Origin of the sequence: Achromobacter sp. UMC46, from assembly GCF_014170335.1 — a bacterium.
Classification (GTDB): domain Bacteria; phylum Pseudomonadota; class Gammaproteobacteria; order Burkholderiales; family Burkholderiaceae_B; genus Achromobacter.
This window is the reverse complement of record NZ_LZZS01000021.1, coordinates 54,514-77,680: the sequence shown is the minus strand read 5'-3', so window position 1 is coordinate 77,680 and position 23,167 is coordinate 54,514. Positions and strand designations below refer to the sequence as shown.

General features: G+C 66.3%; 25 protein-coding genes. 10 read left to right on the top strand and 15 right to left on the bottom strand.

The genetic code is table 11. The annotated features are described in order from the left end of the window. The first annotated feature begins 8 nt into the window (after window positions 1-8). The gene (locus A9973_RS16845) at window positions 9-656 is read left to right on the top strand and encodes a CerR family C-terminal domain-containing protein (protein WP_183014867.1); all 648 of its coding nucleotides are present in this window, start codon (window positions 9-11) and stop codon (window positions 654-656) included. A 19-nt stretch (window positions 657-675) separates the two neighbouring features. Here the strand turns inward: A9973_RS16845 and A9973_RS16840 are convergent, their stop codons facing one another. Continuing rightward, entirely contained in the window at window positions 676-1,716 is a 1,041-nt protein-coding gene (locus A9973_RS16840; protein WP_183014866.1) for a metal-dependent hydrolase, read from the bottom strand. A gap of 107 nt (window positions 1,717-1,823) precedes the next feature. Here A9973_RS16840 and A9973_RS16835 point away from each other — a divergent pair, with 107 nt between their 5' ends. The 3 genes from A9973_RS16835 (at window position 1,824) to A9973_RS16825 (ending at window position 3,765) form a co-directional block, all read left to right on the top strand. After that, window positions 1,824-2,462, top strand: a complete 639-nt coding sequence (locus A9973_RS16835) for a DedA family protein (RefSeq protein WP_183014865.1) — start codon at window positions 1,824-1,826, stop codon at window positions 2,460-2,462. Window positions 2,463-2,478: 16 nt separating this feature from the next. Continuing rightward, window positions 2,479-3,015: a hypothetical protein gene (locus tag A9973_RS16830; RefSeq protein WP_183014864.1), complete on the top strand. Its 537-nt coding sequence runs from the start codon at window positions 2,479-2,481 to the stop codon at window positions 3,013-3,015. A 99-nt stretch (window positions 3,016-3,114) separates the two neighbouring features. After that, the gene (locus A9973_RS16825; RefSeq protein ID WP_183014884.1) at window positions 3,115-3,765 is read left to right on the top strand and encodes a dUTP diphosphatase; all 651 of its coding nucleotides are present in this window, start codon (window positions 3,115-3,117) and stop codon (window positions 3,763-3,765) included. Window positions 3,766-3,847: 82 nt separating this feature from the next. Here A9973_RS16825 and A9973_RS16820 read toward each other — a convergent pair whose 3' ends face one another. The 6 genes from A9973_RS16820 to A9973_RS16795 form a co-directional block, all read right to left on the bottom strand. Next, a complete protein-coding gene (locus A9973_RS16820; RefSeq protein WP_183014863.1) occupies window positions 3,848-4,960 on the bottom strand; it encodes an NADH:flavin oxidoreductase/NADH oxidase in 1,113 nt (370 codons plus the stop codon). Between the two features lie 94 nt (window positions 4,961-5,054). Continuing rightward, complete coding sequence (gene ehuA / locus A9973_RS16815) at window positions 5,055-5,825, bottom strand: ectoine/hydroxyectoine ABC transporter ATP-binding protein EhuA (RefSeq protein WP_183014862.1); 771 nt, start codon at window positions 5,823-5,825, stop codon at window positions 5,055-5,057. Then, window positions 5,822-6,493 carry an ectoine/hydroxyectoine ABC transporter permease subunit EhuD gene (gene ehuD / locus A9973_RS16810; RefSeq protein ID WP_183014861.1) on the bottom strand — a complete coding sequence of 224 codons (672 nt, stop codon included), beginning with the start codon at window positions 6,491-6,493 and terminating at the stop codon, window positions 5,822-5,824. Before ehuD ends, ehuA begins: the two co-directional genes overlap by 4 nt. Beyond that, window positions 6,490-7,143, bottom strand: coding sequence for an ectoine/hydroxyectoine ABC transporter permease subunit EhuC (ehuC, locus tag A9973_RS16805; RefSeq protein ID WP_183014860.1), 654 nt, complete (start codon window positions 7,141-7,143; stop codon window positions 6,490-6,492). The genes ehuD and ehuC overlap by 4 nt, the downstream gene beginning before the upstream one ends. Window positions 7,144-7,152: 9 nt before the next feature. Beyond that, window positions 7,153-8,067: an ectoine/hydroxyectoine ABC transporter substrate-binding protein EhuB gene (gene ehuB / locus A9973_RS16800; RefSeq protein ID WP_183014859.1), complete on the bottom strand. Its 915-nt coding sequence runs from the start codon at window positions 8,065-8,067 to the stop codon at window positions 7,153-7,155. 178 nt (window positions 8,068-8,245) lie between these two features. After that, entirely contained in the window at window positions 8,246-9,400 is a 1,155-nt protein-coding gene (locus tag A9973_RS16795; protein ID WP_183014858.1) for an ABC transporter substrate-binding protein, read from the bottom strand. 241 nt (window positions 9,401-9,641) lie between these two features. Here A9973_RS16795 and A9973_RS16790 point away from each other — a divergent pair, with 241 nt between their 5' ends. Both A9973_RS16790 and A9973_RS16785 read left to right on the top strand, forming a co-directional pair. Then, the gene (locus tag A9973_RS16790) at window positions 9,642-10,067 is read left to right on the top strand and encodes an OsmC family protein (RefSeq protein WP_183014857.1); all 426 of its coding nucleotides are present in this window, start codon (window positions 9,642-9,644) and stop codon (window positions 10,065-10,067) included. Between the two features lie 129 nt (window positions 10,068-10,196). Beyond that, the gene (locus tag A9973_RS16785) at window positions 10,197-11,486 is read left to right on the top strand and encodes an Nramp family divalent metal transporter (protein WP_183014856.1); all 1,290 of its coding nucleotides are present in this window, start codon (window positions 10,197-10,199) and stop codon (window positions 11,484-11,486) included. 90 nt (window positions 11,487-11,576) lie between these two features. Here the strand turns inward: A9973_RS16785 and A9973_RS16780 are convergent, their stop codons facing one another. Together A9973_RS16780 and A9973_RS16775 are read right to left on the bottom strand one after the other, a co-directional pair. After that, complete coding sequence (locus tag A9973_RS16780; RefSeq protein WP_183014855.1) at window positions 11,577-11,798, bottom strand: XRE family transcriptional regulator; 222 nt, start codon at window positions 11,796-11,798, stop codon at window positions 11,577-11,579. 181 nt (window positions 11,799-11,979) lie between these two features. Then, window positions 11,980-12,597 carry a TetR/AcrR family transcriptional regulator gene (locus A9973_RS16775; RefSeq protein ID WP_183014854.1) on the bottom strand — a complete coding sequence of 206 codons (618 nt, stop codon included), beginning with the start codon at window positions 12,595-12,597 and terminating at the stop codon, window positions 11,980-11,982. Window positions 12,598-12,680: 83 nt separating this feature from the next. Here A9973_RS16775 and A9973_RS16770 point away from each other — a divergent pair, with 83 nt between their 5' ends. After that, window positions 12,681-13,964 (top strand): MFS transporter, encoded by a 1,284-nt coding sequence (locus A9973_RS16770; protein WP_183014853.1) that lies wholly within the window; start codon window positions 12,681-12,683, stop codon window positions 13,962-13,964. Window positions 13,965-13,980: 16 nt separating this feature from the next. Here A9973_RS16770 and A9973_RS16765 read toward each other — a convergent pair whose 3' ends face one another. Further along, window positions 13,981-14,688 carry a GntR family transcriptional regulator gene (locus A9973_RS16765; protein WP_183014852.1) on the bottom strand — a complete coding sequence of 236 codons (708 nt, stop codon included), beginning with the start codon at window positions 14,686-14,688 and terminating at the stop codon, window positions 13,981-13,983. 128 nt (window positions 14,689-14,816) lie between these two features. Here A9973_RS16765 and A9973_RS16760 point away from each other — a divergent pair, with 128 nt between their 5' ends. From A9973_RS16760 to A9973_RS16750, 3 genes are read left to right on the top strand one after another with little or no spacing between them, the layout of a single operon-like run. Beyond that, window positions 14,817-15,812, top strand: a complete 996-nt coding sequence (locus A9973_RS16760) for a tripartite tricarboxylate transporter substrate binding protein (RefSeq protein WP_183014851.1) — start codon at window positions 14,817-14,819, stop codon at window positions 15,810-15,812. A 43-nt stretch (window positions 15,813-15,855) separates the two neighbouring features. Next, window positions 15,856-16,656, top strand: coding sequence for an enoyl-CoA hydratase/isomerase family protein (locus tag A9973_RS16755; protein ID WP_183014850.1), 801 nt, complete (start codon window positions 15,856-15,858; stop codon window positions 16,654-16,656). A 20-nt stretch (window positions 16,657-16,676) separates the two neighbouring features. Next, window positions 16,677-17,948: a CaiB/BaiF CoA-transferase family protein gene (locus tag A9973_RS16750; RefSeq protein ID WP_183014849.1), complete on the top strand. Its 1,272-nt coding sequence runs from the start codon at window positions 16,677-16,679 to the stop codon at window positions 17,946-17,948. Between the two features lie 142 nt (window positions 17,949-18,090). Here the strand turns inward: A9973_RS16750 and A9973_RS16745 are convergent, their stop codons facing one another. The 5 genes from A9973_RS16745 to A9973_RS16725 form a co-directional block, all read right to left on the bottom strand. Continuing rightward, entirely contained in the window at window positions 18,091-18,819 is a 729-nt protein-coding gene (locus tag A9973_RS16745) for an ABC transporter ATP-binding protein (RefSeq protein ID WP_183014848.1), read from the bottom strand. Next, on the bottom strand, window positions 18,816-19,619 hold the full coding sequence (locus tag A9973_RS16740) for an ABC transporter ATP-binding protein (protein ID WP_183014847.1): 804 nt from the start codon (window positions 19,617-19,619) through the stop codon (window positions 18,816-18,818). Before A9973_RS16740 ends, A9973_RS16745 begins: the two co-directional genes overlap by 4 nt. Further along, window positions 19,616-20,704 (bottom strand): ABC transporter ATP-binding protein, encoded by a 1,089-nt coding sequence (locus A9973_RS16735; protein ID WP_183014846.1) that lies wholly within the window; start codon window positions 20,702-20,704, stop codon window positions 19,616-19,618. Before A9973_RS16735 ends, A9973_RS16740 begins: the two co-directional genes overlap by 4 nt. After that, the gene (locus tag A9973_RS16730; RefSeq protein ID WP_370539500.1) at window positions 20,701-21,552 is read right to left on the bottom strand and encodes a branched-chain amino acid ABC transporter permease; all 852 of its coding nucleotides are present in this window, start codon (window positions 21,550-21,552) and stop codon (window positions 20,701-20,703) included. The genes A9973_RS16735 and A9973_RS16730 overlap by 4 nt, the downstream gene beginning before the upstream one ends. 234 nt (window positions 21,553-21,786) lie before the next feature. Further along, on the bottom strand, window positions 21,787-22,932 hold the full coding sequence (locus A9973_RS16725) for a branched-chain amino acid ABC transporter substrate-binding protein (RefSeq protein WP_183014844.1): 1,146 nt from the start codon (window positions 22,930-22,932) through the stop codon (window positions 21,787-21,789). Window positions 22,933-23,167 lie beyond the last annotated feature (235 nt).

The window sequence follows — 23,167 nt, the reverse complement described above, 5'->3', positions numbered from 1 at the left end:
GCCAGACCATGACGACCTCGACGCCAGACCAAGACACGCTGAACGCGCGCTCCCGCGACACCCGGGACCGGCTCATCCGGGCCGGACTGGCCCTGTTCAGCCGTCAAGGGCTTGATGGCGTGCGCACACGGCAACTGGTGGACGAAGCGGGCGTGAACCAGTCTGCCATCCCCTACCATTTCGGCGGCAAGGAAGGCGTGTACGCGGCCGTGCTGGAACAGGTGGCCGCCGGCATCGCCAGCCGTCTCGACTTGCAGCCGCCCGCGCCCGCTTCCCCCGACGCGGCCCGCGCGGCGCTCAAATCGCTGATGCGGGACTTTGCTTGCGCCCTGCTGGACTCCGAAACGTCGACGGCGGGCAGCCTGCTGCTGGCGCGCGAACAGCTCCGGCCCACGGAAAAATTCGACGGGCTCTACCTGCAACTGTTCCTGCCCCTGCACACGAACGTTGCCGACCTGGTGGCCGACATCCGCAACCAAGCGCGCGGACACCGTGAACAGGTGCTTCGCGCCCACGCGATCCTGGGCCAGGCGCTTGCGTTCGCGGTCGCGCGTGAAGCGCTGCTGCGACGGCTTGGCGTGCCGGCCCTGTCCCGCAAAGACGTTGCCGACATCGCCGGGATGGTCGGCGACATGGCCATCGCCGCCTGCGCCTGACCGGCGGCTGCCGGCGCGCTTATTTCATCGACCCTTCCGACCATTGCTCCAGCGGCAGCGGCGGCTGCGCATGCAGGATGCGCGCCAGCACCCGCTTCAGTTCGGCCCACCCGCCCCGCTCGCTGGGCCACACGGCGGGCGTGACCGGCGTCCACCCGCCGTCCGCCGCGCGCTCGGCCATTTTGAAGCGGAAGGTGTAGTGCCCCGCCATGCCCATGCGCAGATCGGACACCACCAGCGCGTCGCCGATCGCGTCATAGCGCAGCCAGTCGTCCGTGAACCAGCGCAGCCGCTGATGCAAGGGCACCTCAGCCAGCGGACGGGCCAGCTCCAGGTTCAACGGCTGGCGCAGCCATTCCGGCTGGCCGCGGTCGAACAGGCTGCTGACGGCTTCGTAGTAGTCCCCGTCGGCCGTCTTGGCGATCACACGCCACACCAGCGTGTTGAACGGCATCGACACCGCCCGCAGTTCCGTGACGGCGATGCCCTGCTGGCGCATCGCGTCGCGCACGCGGTCTTCGGCCATGATGCGGCCCGCCAGGCCGAAACCCAGATAGGCCGTGCTGAAGACCAGGGCGGCCGCCAGCAGTCGGCGTGCCCGGTCCGTCATGCCCACCGCGATGGCGAACAGCACCGCCGCCAGCAAGGGCACCGTATAGACCGGGTCGATGATGAAGATGGCCGACCAGCTTTCAGGGATGGGCGTGAACGGCCAGAACAGCTGCGTGCCGTAGACGGTGAAGGCGTCCAGCACCGGGTGCGTCACCAGCACCAGCCACAAGGTCAGGAACAACCTTCGCCCGCTGTAGGGCGCCTGCGGCCAGTATCTGCGCATCAGCCAGGTCAGCAGCAGCGCCAGGCCGGTCAGGACGATCAGCGAGTGGGAAAAGCCCCGGTGGTAGGTCATGAGCGAAACCGGGTCCGGATAGCGCACCAGCACGTCCAGGTCGGGCACCGTGGCCAGCGCGGCCCCGTAGATCAGCGCCCGGCGCCCTTGGAAGCGCCCCAGCATCACGCCCTGTATGCCCGCGCCCAGCACGGCTTGTGTCACCGAATCCATAGTTCCCCGATATATCGCATCATTCAGATAGCCTAGATAACATTTGGCCATCAAGGCAGGCGTTAAGATACCCGATTGCTTTCAGCTAATTTTCAGACTTCGCCTTCATGGACCAATACATAGACAAAATCGGCCTTTTCATCGAGGCCAACCAGATGTGGGCGGGCCCGATCACCTTCCTGCTGACCCTGGGTGAATCCGTGGTCTTGCTGGGGCTGTTCATCCCCGCGACCGCGCTGATGCTGCTGACTGGCGGCCTGATCGGCGCCGGCACGCTCGACCCCTGGGGCATCATCGCCTGGGGCATCGCCGGCGCCATCGTAGGCGATGCGCTGTCGTATTGGCTGGGGCGCTGGGCCGGTCCGGGCGTATTGCGCCGCTGGCCGCTCAAGCAGCAGCGCACCGGCGTGGCGCGCGCGCGCCTGTTCTTCTACCGCTACGGCTTCGCGTCGGTGTTGATCGGCCGGTTCCTGGGCCCGATCCGTTCCACCATCCCCACCGTCGCCGGGGTGATGGGCATGGCGCAAAGCCGCTTCCAACTGGCCAATGTGCTGTCCGCGCTCGTGTGGATGCCGCTGATGCTGGCGCCGGGCTACATTACCGCGCGCAGCCTGGGCACCGCGGAAAACACCCAACAGATCGCCATGATGATCGGCGCTGGCCTCTCTGTGCTGCTAGGATGCGGACTTCTGCTCGCCATGATCCGCAAGCGCCGCCAACCGGCGCGGGCCAGGCGCGGCAACTGAACTGGAAGAGAGAGTCATGGCGATAGATCCGGAGCCGAAAAACGGCGATTTCGCGCGCTATATCGAAAATCTGACGAATGCCGGCGGCACTACGCCCGGCCGCGTCCCCGACAAGCGCGATGCCGCCCGGCAGGCCACCGCCCCGGTCGCCGTGCCCGTGCCGCCGCCCAGTTCCGACTCCCTGTCCACCGCCCCTTGGGGCAAGGCGGCGCCGCCGCCCTTGCAGTCCCGGCGCGACGCGGGATCTCCCGGCTCGACGGCGCCCGACCAGAACGACGAAGGCGCGGTCTCGATGGCCCGGCGGGCGCGTCAGCGCAAGATCGGCGCCGTGCTGACGATCGGCGGCATCCTGGCCGGGTGGGCAGCTGTCAATATCGGATTCCGCGCGTTCCGCAACCCGCAATTCGATCTGGACGAACTGGTGCCCGCCGTCTTCCTGGGATTCTTCGCGTTCATGCTGATCAAGGCGGCCGGCGCCGCGCGCAAACCGGGCAAGGGCTTGCTGGACAAGCTGCCGCCGCTGAAATCGTCCTACCGCAAGGACGGCGGCTGACCCCGATGGCCCGTCGGCCGAGCGGCTAAGTGCTAACATTTCCGCCGCAATTGAACCGCCCCTATAGAACCCGGAGTGAAAGTGAATAACGTTGTCGGATTGAACCAGGCCCAAGCGGCCACGATGCTGAAGTTGCAGGACCACTTGAACAGCATGATCAATCCCGACTGGGTCAACGGCGGAGCCCGCTTCCTGCGCGCCGCCTTCGTCGAGTCCGCTGAAGCCCTGGAGCACTACGGCTGGAAGTGGTGGAAGAAGCAGACCATCGACCTGCCCCAGGTGCAGATGGAACTGGTCGACATCCTGCACTTCTACCTGTCCCACACGATCGTAGAGGCCCGCGGCCAGCTGGATGGCGCGGCCCAAGCGCTGGTGGCCGACCTGGCCACGCCGCCCACGGTCGTGCTGGACGGCAAGGACTATGCGCTGAACGCCCTGCCCGTGCCGGAACTGCTGGAACTCATCGGCGGCCTGGCCGTCTGCGGCCGCGCCAGCTACAAGGTGCTGGAACAGACCATGACGGCGTGCGAAATGAGCTGGAACGACGCCTACACGCAGTACGTGTCGAAGAACGTGCTGAACATCTTCCGCCAGCAGCATGGCTACAAGGAAGGCACCTACATCAAGATCTGGAACGGCGAAGAAGACAACGTCGTGCTGGCGCGCCTGCTGTCGCAGCTGGACCCGGCCAGCGCGGATTTCGCCGATGCGCTGAACCGCGAGCTGGAACAGGCCTATTCCCGCCTGTAATCCGCGCTCTTGCCGAAACGCAAAACGCCGCCTGGGTCTGAACTGACCCCAGGCGGCGTTTTTCTTGGCTGCGTGCCGCCGGTCAACGCTGGCCGAAGCGCGTCTCGCCGAACAGTTCCTTCAATTCACGTGGCTGCGAGCGCCAGTATTGGTGCGGCGCCGACACCTGCCCGCCCAATTCAGCCGCCGCATGCCACGGCCAGCGCGGGTCGTACAACATGCCGCGCGCCAGCGCGACCATGTCGGCCTGCCCTTGCGCCAGGATCGCTTCGGCCTGCTTCGCTTCGGTGATCAGCCCGACCGTGATCGTGGGCATGCCGACCTTGCGCTTGATGGCGTCCGCGAACGGCACCTGATAGTTCGGCCCCACCGGAATCTTCTGTCGCGACGACACGCCGCCGCTGGAGACGTCGATGAACTCGCAACCGCGCACCTTCAGCGCTTCGGCGAACGCCAAGGTCTGCTCCAGGTCCCAGCCGCCTTCCACCCAATCGGTGGCCGACACGCGCACGCCCAGCGCCACGCCGGACGGCGTGACCTCGCGCAGCGCCTGGAAGACTTCCAGCGGAAACCGCATGCGGTTCTCCAGCGAACCGCCGTAGGCGTCCTGACGCTGGTTCGACAAGGGCGACAGGAACTGGTGCAGCAGATAACCGTGCGCGGCATGCAGTTCAATCGCGTCGAAACCCAGGCGGATGGCGCGGCGGGCACTGTCCGCGAAGGCGTCGCGCACGCGCGCCAGGCCCGCCTCGTCAAGCGCGTGGGGCGGCGGTTCTGACGCATTGTGGGCAATCGCCGACGGCGCCCAGCCCTGCCAGCCGCCATCGGCGGGCGGCACCAGCTGGCCGCCGTTCCAGGGCGCATCGCTGGACGCCTTGCGTCCCGCGTGGCCCAGCTGGATGCCCAGCTTGATGGGGGAATAACGGCGCACCGCGGCCACCACGCGGCCCAAGGCAGCTTCCGTCTCGTCCGACCAGAGGCCCAGGTCCCCCGGGGAGATGCGGCCATCGGGCTCGACGGCGGTGGCTTCCGTGAACAGCAGCGCGGCGCCCGACAAGGCAAGGTGCCCCAGATGGATCATGTGCCAGTCGGTGGCACAGCCGTCTTCGGCCGAGTATTCGCACATGGGCGCGATGACGATGCGGTTGGCAAGCGGAACGTTGCCGACCGCCGTGGGACTGAACAGGTGACTCATGCTGGGGCCTCCGGGCCGTTGGACGCCACAGCATAGCGCCGGCCGACGACGGCCCTCCCAATCCCAACGCCCCCGTCAGGGTTAAACGCCACCGCTATTGGCCTTCGATCACGCTGTCCAGGAACTGGCGCGTGCGCGCCTCTTTCGGCTGGCTGAACAGCACGGTGGATTCGGCGTCTTCGACGATATTGCCTTCATCGAAGAACAGCGTGCGGTCCGAGCTGCGTTCGGCGAACTTCATCTGGTGGGTCACGATGATCATCGTCATGCTGCGCCGGGCAGACAGGTCCCGCAGAATCTGCAGGATGCCGCCCACCAGTTCCGGATCCAGCGCGGAGGTGACCTCGTCGAACAGCATGATCTCGGGGCACATGGCCAGCGCGCGGGCGATCCCCACGCGCTGCTTCTGCCCGCCGGACAGCTGCGCGGGGTAGACGTCCAGCTTGTCGCCCAGGCCCACCATGTCCAGATATTCCACGGCGCGTTCGCGCGCCTGGTCCTTGGGCAGGCCCATCACATGCACTGGCGCTTCCATCGCGTTGCCCAGCGCCGTCATGTGCGGGAACAGGTTGAAGTGCTGGAACACCATGCCGATCTTGCCGCGCACGCGGCGCAGGTGCTCGGAATTGGCCCCCACGGGGCGGCCGTGCTCGTCCTTCCACATCGATTGGCCATCGACTTCGATGTCGCCGCTGGTGGGCTGGTCCAACGTCATCAGCACGCGCAGCAAGGTGGATTTTCCCGACCCCGACGGGCCGATCACCGCCACCGTCTGGCCGGCCGGAATATCCAGGTTGATGCCGCGCAGCACCTCCAGCTCTCCGTAACGCTTGTGCAGGTTCTTGATGTTCAAGCTGGCGCTCATCGCTTTCCTCCATATCGTTGCAGGCGGGCCTCCAGGCCGCGCACGCCCCATGCCGCCAACAGGCTCAAGGCCAGGAACAGCAGGCCCACCAGCGTCAGGGGTTCGGTGTACCGGAACGTCGCGGACCCGATCATCTTGCTTTGCTGCAACAGTTCCACCACGGTGATGGCCGACAGCAGCGGCGTGTCCTTGAACATCGCCACCAGGTAATTGCCCAGCGCCGGCACCACGGGCGGGATCGCCTGCGGCAGCACGACGCCTATCGCCGTGCGCCAGCGCGACATGTTCAGGGCGGTCGCGGCTTCCCACTGCCCGCGCGGAACCGCCTCGATGCCGGCGCGGTAGACCTCGGCGCAATACGTGGCATAGTGCAGGCCAAGCGCCACGATGCCGGTCGTAAGCGGCGACATCCGCACCCCCGTCAACGGCAGCACGTAGAACAGGAAATACATCTGCACCAGCAGCGGCGTGCTGCGCACGAACTCGATCACGAACGCCGTGGGCAGCGACACGATGCGCAGCCGCGAACGCCGCAGCATCGCCAGCGCGAGGCCCAGCGTGACCGCCACCAACATGCCCAGCACCGTCGCCTGGATGGTGATGACCAGCGCGGAGCCCAAGGTGGGCAGGATTTCCAGCGCGAAAGACCAATCGAATACCGGTGTCATCGGACGCGGACCCTCCGCTCAAGCAGGCGCACGCCCGCCGTGATCAGCAAGGCCACCGCGAAGTACAGCAGCAGCATCAAGCCGAAGATCTCGGTGGTGCGCAGCGTTTCGCTGCGCAGCAGCTGGCCGCGGAACGTCAGGTCGGTGATGGTGATCAACGACACCAGCGCCGTGTTCTTCATCAATTCGATCAGCAGGTTGCCGGCCGGCGGCAGCATGGCGGGCACCGCCTGCGGCACGACGATGCGGCGCAGGATCTGCGCGCGGGTCAGGTTCAGCGCGACGCCGGCCTCGCGCTGGCCGGGCGGCACGGCGCGGATGGCCCCACGCACCACTTCGGCCCCGTACGCGCCGGCGTTCAATGCCAGCACCACGATCCCCACCAGCATGGCGGGCAGCTGGACGCCGAACAGCGGCAGCACGAAATAGAACCAGAACAACTGCACCAGCGCCGACGTGCCGCGGAAGACCTCGACATAGATCGACGCCAGCCAGCGCAACGGCCGCATGGGCGACAGGCGCCCGATGCCCGAGACCAGGGCCAGCGGCACCGCCAGCACCACGGCGCCCGCCATGATTTGAAGCGTGACGGCCAGCCCCTCAAGCAGGGGCGGCACCAGCTCCGCGATGTGCTCCGAAACGAGTTGCATCGGCGCCCCTTACTGCCCGGCGCAAAGCTTCGCGGCGGTCATGCCCTGGGGCAGCTCCTGGTCGGTGAAGCCGAACGGCGCCACTCGTTTCTTGTGCTCGTCGGTGCCAATGTACTTGGCCAGTTCCGCGTTGAAAGCATCGGCGAAGGCCTTGTCATCAGTGCGGAACGCATAGGCTCCGTAGCCGCGCACGCCCTTGCCGTCGATCACCGGATCCGTGAACGGCTCGGCCTTCTCCAAACCGCTGCCAGCCTGCGTCTTGCCCATCAGGTCATTGACGGTCAATCCGGTGGCGGCATAGGCGTCGGCCCGCCCGGCCTGCACCCCGGACAGGGCGCTGACGGCGTCGGGAAACACCACGATCTGGCCCGCCGGAATCTTCACTTTCTCGGCGTACTCGCCCTCGATCGCCCCCACCACCACGCCCAGCTTGACGTCAGGGTTCTTCACCACGTCTTCATAGCTGTGCAGGTTCTTGGGATTGCCCTGTTTGACCAGGAAGGCCTGCCCCACCCCATAGGTCGGGTCGGAGAATGCCACTTGCTGGCAACGTTCCGGCGTCACATACATGCCGGCGGCGATGATGTCGAACCGCTTGGCGGCCAGCCCGGGAATCAACGAGCCGAACTCGGTCAGCACGCCTTCCACCTCGTTGATGCCCATGCGCTTGAGCACCACGCGGGCGATCTCGACCGATTCGCCCGTGACCTTGGCTTCCTTGCTGTCCATGTAGGCGAACGGCGCCTCGTTGGCATAGCCGACACGAATCTTGCCGGCGGCCTTGGCCGCTTCCAGCGTATTCGTGGCGCCCGCCGGCGCGCCGCCTGCCACCGGGGCGGCCTTATCGGCGCCCGAGTCGGAACACGCGGCCAACACGCCCAGGCTTAAGGCCAACAGCAAGCGTCTGGATCGGAACAAGGTCATGTAATTTTTCTCCCAAATCTATTTCTAGGTGCATGGCTTCACTAAAAATAATACGCTATTAAATGATTTCTATAAGAATGATATGGGCATGAAAAAGCAGGCCTAAGCCTGCTTTTAGGGACTGATGCCCTATGGGGCGTCAGTAAATGCTACGAAACGTAGAAATTTCTATCAGCGCCTATTCCGCGTACGCGAACCGGCCGTTCTTGACGATGCCCATCACGCGCGCCCGCTCGTCGAAACCCTGATGATTGTCCTTCGAGATGTTCAGCACGCCGTTGGGCACGACCAGGTCGCGCGTCGTTTCCAGGGCGTCACGCAAGGCCGCGCGGAATTCCGGCGTGCCGGGCTTGGCGCCCGTCTTCAGTGCGCGGGACACCGCCGAATCCAGCAGCATCCAGGCGCCGTAGGCGTCGCCCGCGAACTGCGTCAGCGTGTTGGCGCCGTACTGGCCTTCGTACTTGTCCGCGAACGCCACCGCCACCTTTTTGACCGGGTTGCTGTCCGGCAGCTCACGCGCCACCACGCCCGGGCCGGTCGGGAACAGGGTGCCCTCGACGTCCTTGCCGCCGACCTGCAGAAATTCCAGCGTGCCGATGCCGTGCGTCTGATAGATCGCGCCCGTATAGCCACGTTCCAGCAGCGTCTTCTGCGGCAAGGCGGACGGCGTGCCCGCACCCGCGATCAGCACGGCGTCCGGCTTGGCTGCGATGACCTTCAGCGCCTGCCCGACCACCGACGCGTCGGTGCGCTGGAAGCGCTCCTCGGCCACGATCTTCAGGTCGTCGCCCGCGGCGGCCTTGAATTCCTTCCACCAGCTGTCGCCATACGAATCCGCGAAGCCGATGAAGGCCACATTCTTCAGGCCCTTCTTCTTCATGTCTTCGACCAGGATGGTCGCCATCAGCGAATCGTTCTGCGGCATCTTGAAGGCCCAGGCGCGCTTGGGATCCGACAAGGGTTCCACGATGACGCTGGAGGCCGCCAGCGCGATCATCGGCGTCCCGGTTTCGGCCAGCACGTCCAGCCCGGCCAACGCGGCGGCCGTGGTGTTGGGGCCGACGATGGCATCGACCTTGTCTTCCGAGGTCAGCTTGCGCATGTTTTTCACCGCGCGGCTGACATCGGTGCCGTCGTCCAGGACCACGTAGCGCGCCGGTTCGCCGCCCAGCGTGTTCGGCCACAGGCGGATCGCGTTGTTGGTCTGGATGCCGATGGCGGCGGCGGGACCCGTGGTGGACACGTCCACGCCGATCACGATTTCGGCGTGGGCGGACAGAACTGGAAAGACCAGCGCGGCGGCGCAGGCGTAGCGTAGGAAATGGCGGGACATGACAGCGGCTCTTGGGTTTGAATGAAACGGATGCCGCTATTTTGCCTGATGGGCATCAAGCGCTTCGGCCTGCCGTTACATCGGCTTGCCGTTGCGCACCGGTGGATTCCGCGCCCGCCCCCCGCGCTCGCCGTATCATCGACGATGCCGCCTCCGGCAACATGCACCGCCCGCAGCGGCGGATCGCATCCCTGCACCGGACGCGCCCGCGACGGGCGCGCCCCCCTCAACAGGAGTCACCATGAAGAAAACCGCATCCGCCGCCTGGTCGGGCGATCTGAAGACTGGCAAGGGCACGATCTCCACGCAAAGCGGCGCGCTCAAGAGCCAGCCTTACGGCTTCAATACGCGCTTCGGCGACACCCCGGGCACCAACCCCGAAGAACTGCTGGGCGCCGCCCATGCCGGCTGCTTCACCATGGCCCTGTCCAACATCCTGTCCGAATCCGGCATGGTCGCCACCAGCCTGGACACCAAGGCCGAAGTCACGCTGGACAAAGTGGACGACGGCTTCTCCATCACTGCCGTCCACCTGACCGTCGAGGCCGTCATTCCCGGCGCCACCGCGCAAGCCTTCGAGGAAGCGGCCCGCAAGGCCGAAACCGGCTGCCCGGTGTCGAAGGTGCTGAAGGCCAAGATCACGATGGAAGCCAAGCTCAAGTCCTGATCGTCCCCTGCCCCTGATGGCGCGCCGGCGCGGCGCGCCATTGGTCGCCCCTATCCCGGGCTTGCCCAAAATCAATTTGACGGGCGGCCTGCACTTCTAGAAAATGAGAACCATTCTCAGGAGTGTCGCATGACCCGATTCATCTACGCGATATCAGGCGGCAAAGCCGCCCTTGCGCACGACGCCCAGCTTTCGGCGAATCTGCGGCGCATGGTCGGTTCGGGCATCCTGGTGGCCGTGGGCTACATCGATCCGGGCAACTGGGCCACCGACATCGCCGGCGGCAGCGGCTTCGGCTACGGGCTGTTGATGGTCGTCATCACGTCGGCCTTCCTGGCGCTGGGGTTCCAGATCCTCGTATCGCGCCTGGCCCTGGCCACGGGCCAAGACCTGGCGACGCTGACGGCCCGCCACCTGTCTCCCGCCTGGTCCAAGGCCGCCTGGCTAGCCGGCGAAGCCGCCATCCTGGCGACCGCGCTGGCCGAACTGATCGGCGGCGCGATCGCGCTGCGCCTGCTATTCGGCCTGCCCCTGATCGCCGGCGTGGCGGTGACCGGCGTCGGCACCTTCGCCGTGCTGGCGCTTACCCGCGGCAATGCCGACCGCCATGAACGCGTCATCGCCCTGTTGCTGGCGGTCGTGGCGGCATCGTTCGTCTTCCTGCTCTTCAAGGCGAACCCGGCCTGGACGGAAGTCGCGCATGGCGTGACGCAAACGGGCCATGCGTTGCGCGATCCGCAGGGCTTCCTGATCGCCTTGGGCATCCTGGGCGCGACCCTGATGCCGCACAACCTGTATCTGCACTCCGGCTCGCTGGCTGAGCGCGCGAAGGCGCTGCCGCCGACCGCGCTCGACATGGCGATGCGCCTGGCCCGCAACGACACGATCGTGTCGCTGGGCGTGGCCATGCTGATCAATTCGGCCATCATGATCGTGGCGGCGGCGTCGCTGTCCGGCTCCGGGCTGATCGTGTCCAGCCTGGATGACGCCCACGCCGTGATCGGCCAGACGCTGGGCGTCGGCGCCGCCATCGTCTTCGCCGTGGCGCTCTACGCCGCCGGCCAAAGCTCCACCATCACGGGCGTGCTGGCCGGCCGGATCCTGTCCCGGGGCTTCCAGATTCGCAGCAACTGGTCGGACCGCCGCCGCGCGCTGGCGACCCGTCTGGTCGCAGGCGCCGCCGCCGTGGGCCTGCTGGTCTTCACGGGCGGCAAAGACCCCGACGAACTGCTGGTGTTGAGCCAGGTCATCCTGAGCCTGGCGCTGCCCTTCGCGCTGGGTCCGCTGGTGATGCTGGCCTGCCGCAAGGGCGTGATGGGGCCGTATGCGCTGCGCGGCGCCTGGGCCTGGGCGGCCATCAGCGCGACAGTCGGCATCGTGGTCCTGGACGGCTACCTGCTGGTCGACATGGCGGTCTAGGCAGCCACGCCTTGCCACGTGGGGGGCCGCCCGCGGCCCATAAAAAAACGCCAGCGTCTGCTGGCGTTTTTTCTGGCCGACCGCTTGCGCTCAGTGGCGGGCGGAGATGACCGGGTGCTGCTGCCGGCCCGCGTCCATGTCGTGCAGGACTTCGCCGACGGCGCCGCCCCAGGAGGCCAGACGAACCTTCAGGCGCAGCCAGGCGGCGCGCGCGAAGGGGCCGGACAGGGTTTCCGCTTTGACGGCCTCGCGGATCAAGGACCGCTCCAGCGCATCCGACATACGGGCATTTTTCAACGCGGTATCGCTCATGATTCTCTCCTTGAGAAAGCGCGATGTGGAACAACACGAATTCATGTTAGATCCGCGTTTGCTGCGTTGCAACGGAAATTTCAACCATTTTTTTGTTCGTTGCGCAATGGGGACAAACACCACCATTACGGTGCATGCGGCACCACATTAAGCACTGCTTTTGTGCAGTGCAATACGCCTTTCAGTCAGGCAAGTGGGCCTGGATGAGCTTATCGGCCATCTCGGCGACCCGTCCCGCCGGGCCGCCCTTGCCAAACAGCTGGCTGGACACGAAGGCGCCCTCGATCAATAGCAGCAATCCATCGGCCAGCGCCTCGGGGTCGGTCGCGCCCATGCCCGCCGCCATCTCGTTCAACCGGACACGCAGCGTCAGCTTGTGTTCGACGGCGACCGCTCGGGCGGGATGCCCGGCTTCGGGGTACTCGACTGCCGCGTTGGTCAGGCCGCAGCCCCGGTAGCCGCTCTGCACGGCGCGCTGGCTCAAACCCGACAGGTAATCCAGCAGTTGCGCCCGCGGATCGCCGGGATGGGCGGCGCAAGCGCCGTCGAAACGCGCCCAGAACTCCGCGTCGTAGTCGCGCAGATAGGTGGCCGCCAGCTCGTCCTTGGACGAAAAACTGCGGTACAGGCTGGGCTTGGTCACGCCGGCCTGGGTCACGATGGCGTCGACCCCGACCGCGCGGATGCCGTCGCGGTAGAACATCTCGCGCGCGGTCTTGCGGATACGGTCTGCCGCCAGCAGGGGTTTGCTTGCCGGCGTGTCCGGGGTGGCGGACGGGACGGTGGGTTTGCTGGCCATTCGGGTCTCCATCAAATAGTGCTTGACGATGTTACTGACCGGTACGTACTATTCGCAAATCTTAATACGTACCGGTCAGCAACATGAGTATAGCCCAGCCCCCTATTCCGTTCCGGCGTGCCGGCCAGAAGTACGCTTTTGTCGTCGTTGCGGTGATATTCCTGTCGTTGCTGGTGTCGGCCGGGCTGCGCTCGTCGCCCAGCGTCCTGCTGGTGCCGCTGGAAGAAGCCTTCGGCTGGAGCCGCAGTTCGATCTCGTTCGCCGCCGCCGTCGGCATCTTCCTATATGGACTGATCGGCCCCTTTGCCGCCGCGGCGATGGAGCGCTTCGGTTTGCGCCGCATTCTGATCAGCGCCCTGCTCTTGATGTCCGCCTCCAGCGCCGTCAGCGCCTACATGACCGAGCCCTGGCACCTGCTCATGACCTGGGGCGTGTTCTCGGGCATCAGCTCGGGCGCGGTGGCCTCGGTGCTGGGCGCCACCATCGTCAACCGCTGGTTCAGCAAGCACCGCGGCCTGGTCATGGGCCTGTTGACCGCCAGCACCGCCAGCGGCACGCTGGTGTTTCTGCCCGTGCTGGCCACGCTGGCTTCGTCCGGCGACTGGACCCGCGTGGTCTGGACCGTGGCGGCCGCCGCCGCGGCGCTGGTGCCGCTGGCCTGGTGGCTGGTGCCCGACCGCCCGTCCAGCGTCGGCCTGGTGCCGTTCGGCAGCGACCCGAGTGCGCCGCCCGCCCCCGCCGCGCCGCGCACCGGCATGGTGGCCGCCACCTTCGGCGCCTTGGCCCGCGCCGCCAGGACGCGCACGTTCTGGTTCCTGTTCGCCACGTTCTTCATCTGCGGCTTCACCACCAACGGTCTGGTCGGCACGCACCTGATCGCGCTTTGCGGCGACCACGGCATGCTGGAAGTCCAGGCGGCCGGCCTGCTGGCGATCATGGGCATCTTCGACCTGGTTGGCACCACGGCCTCGGGCTGGCTGACCGACCGCTACGACCCGCGCAAGCTGCTGTTCGTCTACTACGCGCTGCGCGGCCTGTCGCTGATCTATCTGCCCTATTCCGACTTCTCGTTCTACAGCCTGTCGATCTTCGCGATCTTCTTCGGCCTGGACTGGATCGCCACCGTGCCGCCCACCCTGCGCCTGACGACGGAAGCCTTCGGCGAGCGCGATGCGGCCATCGTGTTCGGGTGGATCGTCGCGGGCCATCAGCTGGGCGCGGCCACCGCCGCCTGGATGGCCGGCGCCATCCGCGAGGCGCAGGGCAGCTACATGATGGCTTTCGTGATCTCCGGCGCCACGGGGCTCGTCGCCGCCGTGATCGCGCTGCGGATCGGCAAGAAGCAACTGACCGCGCAGCCGGCCTGATCGGGGCCGGCCCCGGTCAGGATTTGACCGCGGCGCCCGGGCGGCCTCGAAGGTTGTAGGCCTTCTTGCCGCCCACGTGCTTGCGGATCAGCGTTTCGGCGCGCTTGCCGTCGCGCGCCATCAAGGCCTGCACGAACGCCTCGTGGTCCGAGACCGCGGTCGTCCATTCGTCCAGGTCGAAGTTGGATTTGTAGCGCAACGCCTGTACCTGCAGGTTCAGGCGGTCATAGGACTGCGTCAGCGCCGGATTGTGCGCGGCGCGGTTGATCGCGATATGCGTGCCCATGCTGGCCGCGAAATACGCGCGGATATCACGCTTCTCGTAGTTCTCAAGCATCTGCGCATGCAGGCCCGCGATCTGGGCGAGCTCCGCGTCCGACGCGCGCTCGGCGGCGCTGCGCACCGCCAACCCCTCCAGCACCGACAGCACATCGAAGATGTTCTCGATGTCGTCCGCCGACAACTCGATCACCATCGCGCCGCGCTTGGGCTGCAACGCCACCAGCCCGTCCGAGGCCAGCATCCGATAGGCCTCGCGCAGCGGCGTGCGTGAAATCTTCAACTGGTCGCACAGGTCCCGCTCGTTGAGCCAGGTGCCCGGCTTCAGCGTGCCGTCGATGATCAATTGCCGCAGCCGCTCGGCCACGACCGCCGGCAAGGTGGGATGGTGGATGGCCAGATCCGGGACGGACGCGTCCGGAATCAGGCTTTCAGGGTTAGCCATGGGTTGTTCACGCTCACAACATCGATTATTTTTGTATCTGGTATACCAGACACCAAAGGCATACCAACCTGACCCCATCATAAATCAAGCAACACCCGGGCAGGCCTCATCCACCAAGGAGACTCCATATGAACAAGCATGTTCGCGCCTGGACGGGCGCGCTGGCGGCAGCCGCCGGCCTGACCGCCGCCGGATCCGCCGTGGCGCAGGATCCGGCGAAGTGGCCGGAACGCCCCATCCGCCTGGTCGTCGGTTTTGTGCCGGGTGGCGGCACCGACGTATCGGCCCGCATCGTTTCCACGCGCCTGTCCACGTTGCTGGGCCAGCAGATCGTGGTCGAAAACAAGCCGGGCGCGTCCGGCCTGATCGCCGCCGACTATGTGGCGAAAGCCGAGCCCGACGGCTACACGCTGTTGCTGGCCAACATGCAGTCGACCGTCGCCGCGCCCTATGTCGTGCAATCCAGCATCGACCCCATCCGGGATTTCACGGCGGTGCGATACATCGGTTCGGTGCCCAACGTGCTGGTCGTGAACCCGGCCAAGCACCGCTACGCCACCGTCCAGAACCTGGTGGACGACGCCCGCGCCAAGCCCAAGCAGCTGCTGTATGCCTCATCCGGCATGGGCAGCCCGCAGCATCTGAGCGCCGCTCGCTTTTCGCAGATCGCCGGCGTGTCGATGGAGCACGTGCCCTACAAGGGCAGCGGCCAGGCCATGACCGACCTGCTGGGCGGCAGCGTGGACATGAACTTCGACACCCTGCCCGGCGCGATCAATCAGATCCAGGCCGGCAAGCTGCGCCCGCTGGCGGTGACCAGCGCCGAACGCAGCAAGCGCCTGCCGGACGTGCCCACCTTGGCCGAATCCGGCATCAAGGGCCTGGACATCGTGCAGTGGTACGCCGTGCTGGCCCCCGCCAAGCTGCCCCGCCCGATCATGGACAAGCTGGACCGGGCGCTGGCCCAGACATTGGCCGACCCCGAGATCGCCGCCAAGCTGGCCGACCAGGGCATGGACCTGGGCGGCGGGCCGCAAACCCCTGCGGCATTCGCGGCCTATGTGCAGGACGAATGGACCAAGTACGGCAAGCTCACCGCCAGCCTCGGCCTGACGAAACAATGATCCCCAGCGGGGGTCCGCCCCCGCGCCTGACGAAAGGAAAACCATGAGCGCTACCTCTACTCCCGACTCCTCGCCCGTCCTGCTGCAACGCGATGGCGACATCGCGACCGTGGTGCTGAACCGCCCGGAAAAGCTCAATGCGTTCACGATCGACGGCTGGCGCCTGCTGGGCGACGTCTTCCTGGAACTGGACCGCGACGACGGCGTGCGCTGCGTGCTGTTGCGGGGTGCGGGCGAAAAGGCATTCTCGCCCGGCAACGACATCAGCGAATTCGAAACCGCGCGCAGCAACAAGCGGCAGGCGGTGGAATATGGCGCCGTCATGCGCCGCACCATCGAGGCCATCGGCGGTTGCCGCCATCCGGTGGTGGCGCAGATACACGGCATCTGCGTGGGCGGCGGCCTGGAAATCGCCAGCCTGGCCGACCTGCGCATCTGCGGCGAAAGCTCGCGGTTCGGCGTCCCGATCAAGAACCTGGGGCTGGTGATGTCGTATTCGGAATTGGCGCCGCTGGTGCGTCTTGTCGGGCCGACAACGGCGCTGCAAGTGCTGCTGGAAGGCACGATCTTCGACGCCGCCGAAGCCCTGCGGCTGGGCGTGGTCACGCGCGTGGTGCCGGACAGCGAGGTGGCCGGAGAAGCGCAGGCCGCCGCGCGCCGCATTGCCGACGGGGCGCCGCTAGTCGCGCGCTGGCACAAGAAGTTCGTGCGCAACCTCGTGCAAGGCAAGGCATTGACTGACGCCGACCGCGACGAAGCGTTCGACTGCTTCGACACCGAGGACTTCCGCGCCGGCTACCGCGCTTTCCTGGCCAAGGCCAAACCGCAATTCAGCGGCCGCTGAACGAAGATCAAGGAGCAGGCATGCATGACGATATTCGCGGCCCCGGCCGCCCGCTTTCCGCCAACGCTGATGTGCCCGCCGGCGCGCTGGCCGGCATGCGCGTGATCGAGCTGTCGCAGATCATGGCCGGCCCGACCTGCGGCATGATGCTGGCCGATCTTGGCGCCGATGTGATCAAGGTCGAGAAGATCGACGGCGGCGACGATTCCCGCCAATACCGCGACCCGCAAATCAACGGGATCTCGGCCCCTTACCTGATGCTCAACCGCAACAAGCGCGCCATCGCGCTGGACTTGAAGCATCCCGAAGGCAAGAAGGTCCTGCTGCGCATGATCCGGGACGCCGATGTCGTGACCGAGAACTTCCGCAAAGGCACGATGGAAAAACTGGGCCTGGGCTACGACACGCTGCGCCAGGAGAACCCGGGCCTGATCTATTGCGCCGTCTCCGGATACGGCACGACCGGCCCGTACGCCGATAAAGGGGGGTTCGACCTGGTGGCGCAAGGCTTCTCGGGTTTGATGGCCATAACCGGCGAACCCGGCGGCCCGCCGCTGCGCACGGGAAACTCCGTGGCCGACATCAATGCGGGCTTGCTGGCGGCATTCGGCGTGCTGGCGGCCTACCAGCACAAGCAGCGCACCGGCGAGGGCCAGATCGTCGAGACTTCGCTGCTGGAAGCCAGCCTGCAGCAGCTGTACTGGCACGCCGCGATCTACTTCGGCAGCGGCGTGTCGCCCGGCCCCACCGGCTCGGCGCATGTACTGAGCGCGCCGTACCAGGCGTTTCCCACGGGCACCGACTGGATCATCATCGGCGGCGCGAACGAGAAGAACTGGCAGCGCATCGCGCAAGCGCTGGGCAAGCCCGAATGGGCCGACGATCCGCGCTTCGCGCGCAACCGCGACCGCATGAATAACCGCGACGAACTGGTGGCGGAGATGTCGGCCATCCTGGAGACGCGCAGCGCGCAGGAATGGCTGGACGTTTTCGACGAGGCCGGCGTGCCCGCCGGCCCGGTGCATTCGGTCGCGCAGGCGCTGTCGCATCCGCAGACGCTGGCTCGCGGCATGGTCGTAGAACAGGATCACCCGGTAGCCGGCAAGGTGCGCACCGTCGGCATGCCAGTGAAGCTGTCGGCCACGCCTGCGCAATACCACCGCGCGGCGCCCAGGCTGGGCGAGGACAGCATCGCGATCCTGGGCGAGTTCGGCTACGGCCAGCAGGAAATCGACGCACTGATCGAGGCCGGCGTGGTCATGGCCGTGGACCGTGAACGCGCACCGGCTTAGAACATCCAAAACCCACGCATGAGGCCGCCGTCAGCCGAGGACCCCGGAGCCATCCGAAGCGCAGCCCCACCGGGGCGAGCATCGGAATGGCGCAGGGCAGCCTCGGCGGCTAAAGAACCTGGCCATCCGCAAGCTCGAAGCCCTACTCGGACTCGCCCAGATAGGCCGCGCGCACTTTGGGATCGTGCAGCATGTCGCCGGCGGGCCCGGACAGGATGATCTCACCCGACTCCATCACATAGCCGCGGTGGCTGTTTTCCAGCGCCAGGCGCGCGTTCTGCTCGATCAGCAGGATCGTCACGCCTTCGCTGGCGATGGTGCGGACCACCTCGAAGACCTTCTCGACCATCAAGGGCGCAAGGCCCATCGACGGCTCGTCCAGCAGTAGCAGCTTGGGGCGCGCGATCATCGCGCGGCCCATCGCCACCATCTGTTGTTCGCCTCCTGACAAGGTGCCCGCCGCTTGCTTGCGGCGTTCGGCCAGGCGGGGGAACAAGGTGAAGACTCGGTCGGTGTCCTGGCGGATCTGCGCCGCATCGCGACGGATGTAAGCGCCCATCGCCAGGTTTTCCTCGATGGTCAACTGGCCGAAGATGCCGCGGCCCTCGGGCACCATGACCAGGCCCTTGCGGACCAGTTCATGCGACTTCTGGCCGCCGATCGAATGCCCGCCATAAACCACTTCGCCCCCCGCCAGCGGCACCAGGCCGCAGATCGCGCGCAGCGTCGTGCTCTTGCCCGCGCCGTTGGCGCCGATCAGGCACACGAGTTCGCCTTCGTCCACGCGCAGGTCGATCCCGCGCACCGCGCGGATGCCGCCGTAGGCGACCTGCAGGCCACGCAGTTCCAATAAGGGTTGGGATGCCGTCATGTTGCCGGGCTCTCCTTGTGAATCAGCGGATCCTGGGCCGCGCCGGCGCCCAGGTACGCTTCGATGACCTTGGGGTCGCGTTGCACCTGGGCAGGCTTGCCCATTGCCAGCACTTTGCCGTACTCCAGCACCAGCACGCGGTCGCACAACCCCATGACCAGCTTCATGTCGTGTTCGATCAGCAGCACCGTGACGCCGTCGTCGCGGATCTTCTCGACCAGCTTGCGAAGCACCACGGTTTCCGATGCGTTCATGCCGGCCGCGGGTTCGTCCAGCGCCAGCAGCTTGGGATCCGTCGCCAGGGCGCGCGCGATCTCAAGCCGGCGCTGGTCGCCATAAGGCAACGACCGCGCGACGTCGTTGGCGCGATGGCCGATGCCCACGTAGTCCAGCAGCGCTTGCGCCCGCGCCTCGATGGCGGCCTCTTCGGCACGCGTGGCGCGCGTGCGCAGCACCGCGCCCAGCACGCCCGCCTTGGTGCGCAAGTGGCGGCCGATCATCACGTTCTCGATGGCGGACAGGTTCGCGAACAGGCGGATGTTCTGGAAGGTGCGCGCCAGGCCGGCGAACGCGACCTCGTGCGGCTTCTTGCCCGACATGGACGCGCCGTTGAAGGTGCAGTTGCCCTCTTCCGGGATGTACAGGCCGGTCAGCACGTTGAACAGCGTGGTCTTGCCCGCGCCGTTCGGGCCGATCAGGCCATAGATCTCGCCTTGCTCAATGTCGAAACTGACGTCCGACAGCGCTTGCAGGCCGCCGAAGCGCTTGCCCAGGCCTTGGGCTTGCAGCAGTTTGCTCATGCCCCGCCTCCTTGCGCCTTGGTGGCCAGTTCACGCTTGCGCACCGCCGACGGCCACAGGCCCGCGGGGCGGAACAGCATGACGCACACCATCGCCAGGCCGAACAGCAGCATGCGGATGCCTTCGGGGTCCAGCACCACGGCGCCGAACACCATGTGCTGGAAGGGCTCGACCACCGCGCGCAGGAATTCCGGCAACGCCGCCAGGATGAGCGCGCCCAGGATCACGCCCGGGATATGCCCCATGCCGCCCAGCACCACCATGCACAGGATCGAGATCGATTCCATCAGCGAGAAGCTCTCGGGGCTGACAAAACCCTGCATCGACGCGAACAGCGCGCCCGCCACGCCGCCGAACGAAGCGCCCATCGCGAACGCCAGCAGCTTGATGTTGCGGGTGTTGATGCCCATCGCCTTGGCGGCGATCTCGTCTTCGCGGATGGCTTCCCAGGCGCGGCCGATGCGCGAATTCTGCAGGCGCACGCACACCACGATGATGATGAGCGTCAGCGCCAGCAGCAGGTAGTAGTACTTCTCCGGCCCGGTGAACCGGATGCCGAACAGGCTTTCCGTCCGGCCGAACGCGAACTCGCCCACCTTGAACGTATCGATGCGGTTGATGCCCTGCGGCCCGTTGGTGATGTTGATCGGGGCGTTCAGGTTGTTCAGGAAGATGCGGATGATTTCCCCGAAGCCCAAGGTGACGATCGCCAGATAGTCCCCCCGCAGCTTCAGTGTCGGCGCCCCCAGCAGCACGCCGAACAGGCACGCCACGGCCAGCGCGATCGGCAGGATCGCCCAGAACGGCAGATGCAGCCCGAAGTGCGGCGACGCCAGCAAGGCCCAGGTGTAGGCGCCCACCGCGTAGAACGCGATGTAGCCCAGATCCAGCAGGCCGGCGAAACCCACCACGATGTTCAGCCCCAGCGACAGCATCACGTACAGCAGGGCGAAGTTCAGGATGCGCACCCAGCTCTGGCCGGCCATGCCGATCACAAAAGGCAGCACCGCCAGCACGATGCCGATCAGCGCGATGCCGATCAGGTTGCGGGTCGACAGCCCGCTGGTCTTCAAGGCGGCGTTCATGCGCGGTCCCCCACACGTTCGCCCAGCAGGCCGGACGGACGGAAGATCAGCACCAGCACCAGCACGAAGAACGCGAACACGTCCTGGTAATGGCTGCCGAGGAATCCGCCGGTCAGGTCGCCGATATAGCCGGCGCCCAGCGATTCGATGATGCCAAGCAGCAAGCCGCCGGCCATCGCGCCCACCATGTTGCCGATGCCGCCCAGCACGGCGGCCGTGAAGGCCTTCAGGCCCAGCATGAAGCCCATCGTGTATTGCGACACGCCGTAATAGGTCGCGACCATCATGCCCGCCACGGCGGCCAGCGCCGACCCGATCAGGAACGCCGCCGAAATGACGGTATTGATGTTGACGCCCATCAGCCCCGCCACTTCGCGGTTCTGCGCGGTGGCGCGCATCGCCGTGCCCAGGCGGGTTTTGTGCACCACGGCCAGCAGGCCGCCCATGATCAGCGCCGCGATCGCGACGATGGCGATCTGCAGCGAACTCATGCGCGCGCCGGCGAATTCGAACACATGTGGCGACAGCACCTGCGGAAAGTTCAGGTAGTTGCGGCCCCAGCCCATCATCGCCACATTCTGCAGGATGATGGACACGCCGATCGCCGTGATCAGCGCCGCCAGGCGCGGCGCGCGGCGCAGCGGCCGGTAGGCCACGCGCTCGGCCGTCCAGCCCACCGCCATGCACAGCGGCACGGACACCAAGAGGCCCACGCCCAGCACCACGAACGCGGACACGCCGGGATCGCCGCCCACCAGCGAGATGGCGATCGTCGTGGCCGCCATGGCGCCGATCATGACGACGTCGCCATGCGCGAAGTTGATCAGCCCGATGATGCCGTACACCATGGTGTAGCCAAGGGCGACCAGGGCGTACACGCTGCCTAGCGTGACGCCGTTAATCAGTTGTTGAATGAAGATATCCATAGGGGCCGCGGAAATAAGCCTGGAAAAGTCGCGCGGGCCGCGCGGCCGGAGCCGTCACGGGCCGGGCGCGGGAGGCGCGCCGCACACGCCGGGCGGCGCGTGCGGACAAAGCGGGCGGATGCCGGCACGGCCGGGGTCCGCCCTGTTCAACCCGCCTTAGTTGGCTTGGCTGACCATCGTTTCAACCATCTCCCACTTGCCGTTCTTGACTTCGTAGATGGTGACCGAGATTTCCTTCAGATCGCCGCGGGCGTCGTAGGAGATGTGCTCGCTGGTAGCGCCCTTGCGGTCCAGTTTGGCCAGCACGGGCAGGTACTTCTCGGGCTTGGCCGAACCGGCCTGTTCGATGGCGGTGATCATGTTCCATGCGCCGTCATAGGCGTAGGGCGCATAGACGCCGGGGGCCTTCTTGAAGCGCGCCTGATAGCGCTGCTCGAAGTCCTTGCCCGCGGCCATCTTGTCCAGCGGCACGCCGGCAAGCGACGCGAAGGTGCCGTCGGCGGCGTCGCCGGCCAGCTTGATGAACGTGTCGCTGCGGGTCATTTCACCCGACACCAGCGGCGCCTTCAGGCCCAGCGTGGCCAGTTGGCGTTTCATCGGGCCGGATTGCGCATCCAGGCCGCCGTAGAAGATCGCGTCGGGCGCCGATCCCTTGATGTTGGTCAGGATGGCGGTGAAATCGTTCGCTTTGTCCGTCGTGTATTCGCGGCGGACCACTTCGCCGCCGGCGGCCTTCACGGCCTTCTCGACTTCGTCGGCCAGGCCCTGGCCGTAGGCGGTGCGGTCATCGATGATCGCGACCTTCTTGGCCTTCAGGTTCTGCACCATGAACTTGCCGACGGCAGCGCCCTGCTGGGTGTCGCTGGTCATCATGCGGAACGTGGTTTCGTAGCCCTGCTTGGTGTATTCGGGCGACGTCGCCATGGCGATCTGGGGCAGACCGGCTTCATGGTAGACGCGCGACGCGGGGATCGTCGTGCCGGAATTGAAGTGGCCAAGGATGCCCACGACGTCCTGGTCGACCAGCTGTTGCGCCACTTGCACGCCCACGCGCGGGTCGGCCTGGTCGTCGCGCGACACCAGCACGAACTTGGCCGGCTGGCCGTCGACCTTGATGCCCTTCTTGTTCGCTTCTTCCAGGGCCAGGTTCAGGCCGTTCTGCATGTCTTCGCCGTAGTGCGATTGCGGGCCGGTCAACGGCGCGGCAAAGCCCAGCTTGATGTCGGCGGCGTGCGCGGCGGCCGTCATGCCGACGGCGGCGATGCTGGCGGCGAGAAGCTTCAAAGTGGTGCGGAACTTCATGGGGAATCCTCCGGGATGTCGGACTTATTGCCTTGTTATACCTGAGCTTTTAGCCAGGCTTTTGGTTTCTTTTACTACCGCAGCCCTGGCGGTGGCCAGGTGCTGCGCATGCATTTTCTGCAAAGTCCGGATGCCGGGTTGCGACATCCAGACTTGAGGTGCGACCGGATTTTGCTTCCAGTGCAACCTTGCCCGATATTGGAGATAACCCTCAGTGACTCGGCGATAACCCCCG

Excerpts from the sequence above, each read along its gene's own strand:
- A9973_RS16845 (WP_183014867.1), top strand. The coding sequence starts at position 9 with ATGACGACCTCGACGCCAGACCAAGACACGCTGAACGCGCGCTCCCGC.
- A9973_RS16840 (WP_183014866.1), bottom strand. The coding sequence starts at position 1,716 with ATGGATTCGGTGACACAAGCCGTGCTGGGCGCGGGCATACAGGGCGTG.
- A9973_RS16835 (WP_183014865.1), top strand. The coding sequence starts at position 1,824 with ATGGACCAATACATAGACAAAATCGGCCTTTTCATCGAGGCCAACCAG.
- A9973_RS16830 (WP_183014864.1), top strand. The coding sequence starts at position 2,479 with ATGGCGATAGATCCGGAGCCGAAAAACGGCGATTTCGCGCGCTATATC.
- A9973_RS16820 (WP_183014863.1), bottom strand. The coding sequence starts at position 4,960 with ATGAGTCACCTGTTCAGTCCCACGGCGGTCGGCAACGTTCCGCTTGCC.
- ehuA (WP_183014862.1), bottom strand. The coding sequence starts at position 5,825 with ATGAGCGCCAGCTTGAACATCAAGAACCTGCACAAGCGTTACGGAGAG.
- ehuD (WP_183014861.1), bottom strand. The coding sequence starts at position 6,493 with ATGACACCGGTATTCGATTGGTCTTTCGCGCTGGAAATCCTGCCCACC.
- ehuC (WP_183014860.1), bottom strand. The coding sequence starts at position 7,143 with ATGCAACTCGTTTCGGAGCACATCGCGGAGCTGGTGCCGCCCCTGCTT.
- ehuB (WP_183014859.1), bottom strand. The coding sequence starts at position 8,067 with ATGACCTTGTTCCGATCCAGACGCTTGCTGTTGGCCTTAAGCCTGGGC.
- A9973_RS16795 (WP_183014858.1), bottom strand. The coding sequence starts at position 9,400 with ATGTCCCGCCATTTCCTACGCTACGCCTGCGCCGCCGCGCTGGTCTTT.
- A9973_RS16790 (WP_183014857.1), top strand. The coding sequence starts at position 9,642 with ATGAAGAAAACCGCATCCGCCGCCTGGTCGGGCGATCTGAAGACTGGC.
- A9973_RS16785 (WP_183014856.1), top strand. The coding sequence starts at position 10,197 with ATGACCCGATTCATCTACGCGATATCAGGCGGCAAAGCCGCCCTTGCG.
- A9973_RS16780 (WP_183014855.1), bottom strand. The coding sequence starts at position 11,798 with ATGAGCGATACCGCGTTGAAAAATGCCCGTATGTCGGATGCGCTGGAG.
- A9973_RS16775 (WP_183014854.1), bottom strand. The coding sequence starts at position 12,597 with ATGGCCAGCAAACCCACCGTCCCGTCCGCCACCCCGGACACGCCGGCA.
- A9973_RS16770 (WP_183014853.1), top strand. The coding sequence starts at position 12,681 with ATGAGTATAGCCCAGCCCCCTATTCCGTTCCGGCGTGCCGGCCAGAAG.
- A9973_RS16765 (WP_183014852.1), bottom strand. The coding sequence starts at position 14,688 with ATGGCTAACCCTGAAAGCCTGATTCCGGACGCGTCCGTCCCGGATCTG.
- A9973_RS16760 (WP_183014851.1), top strand. The coding sequence starts at position 14,817 with ATGAACAAGCATGTTCGCGCCTGGACGGGCGCGCTGGCGGCAGCCGCC.
- A9973_RS16755 (WP_183014850.1), top strand. The coding sequence starts at position 15,856 with ATGAGCGCTACCTCTACTCCCGACTCCTCGCCCGTCCTGCTGCAACGC.
- A9973_RS16750 (WP_183014849.1), top strand. The coding sequence starts at position 16,677 with ATGCATGACGATATTCGCGGCCCCGGCCGCCCGCTTTCCGCCAACGCT.
- A9973_RS16745 (WP_183014848.1), bottom strand. The coding sequence starts at position 18,819 with ATGACGGCATCCCAACCCTTATTGGAACTGCGTGGCCTGCAGGTCGCC.
- A9973_RS16740 (WP_183014847.1), bottom strand. The coding sequence starts at position 19,619 with ATGAGCAAACTGCTGCAAGCCCAAGGCCTGGGCAAGCGCTTCGGCGGC.
- A9973_RS16735 (WP_183014846.1), bottom strand. The coding sequence starts at position 20,704 with ATGAACGCCGCCTTGAAGACCAGCGGGCTGTCGACCCGCAACCTGATC.
- A9973_RS16730 (WP_370539500.1), bottom strand. The coding sequence starts at position 21,552 with ATGGTGTACGGCATCATCGGGCTGATCAACTTCGCGCATGGCGACGTC.
- A9973_RS16725 (WP_183014844.1), bottom strand. The coding sequence starts at position 22,932 with ATGAAGTTCCGCACCACTTTGAAGCTTCTCGCCGCCAGCATCGCCGCC.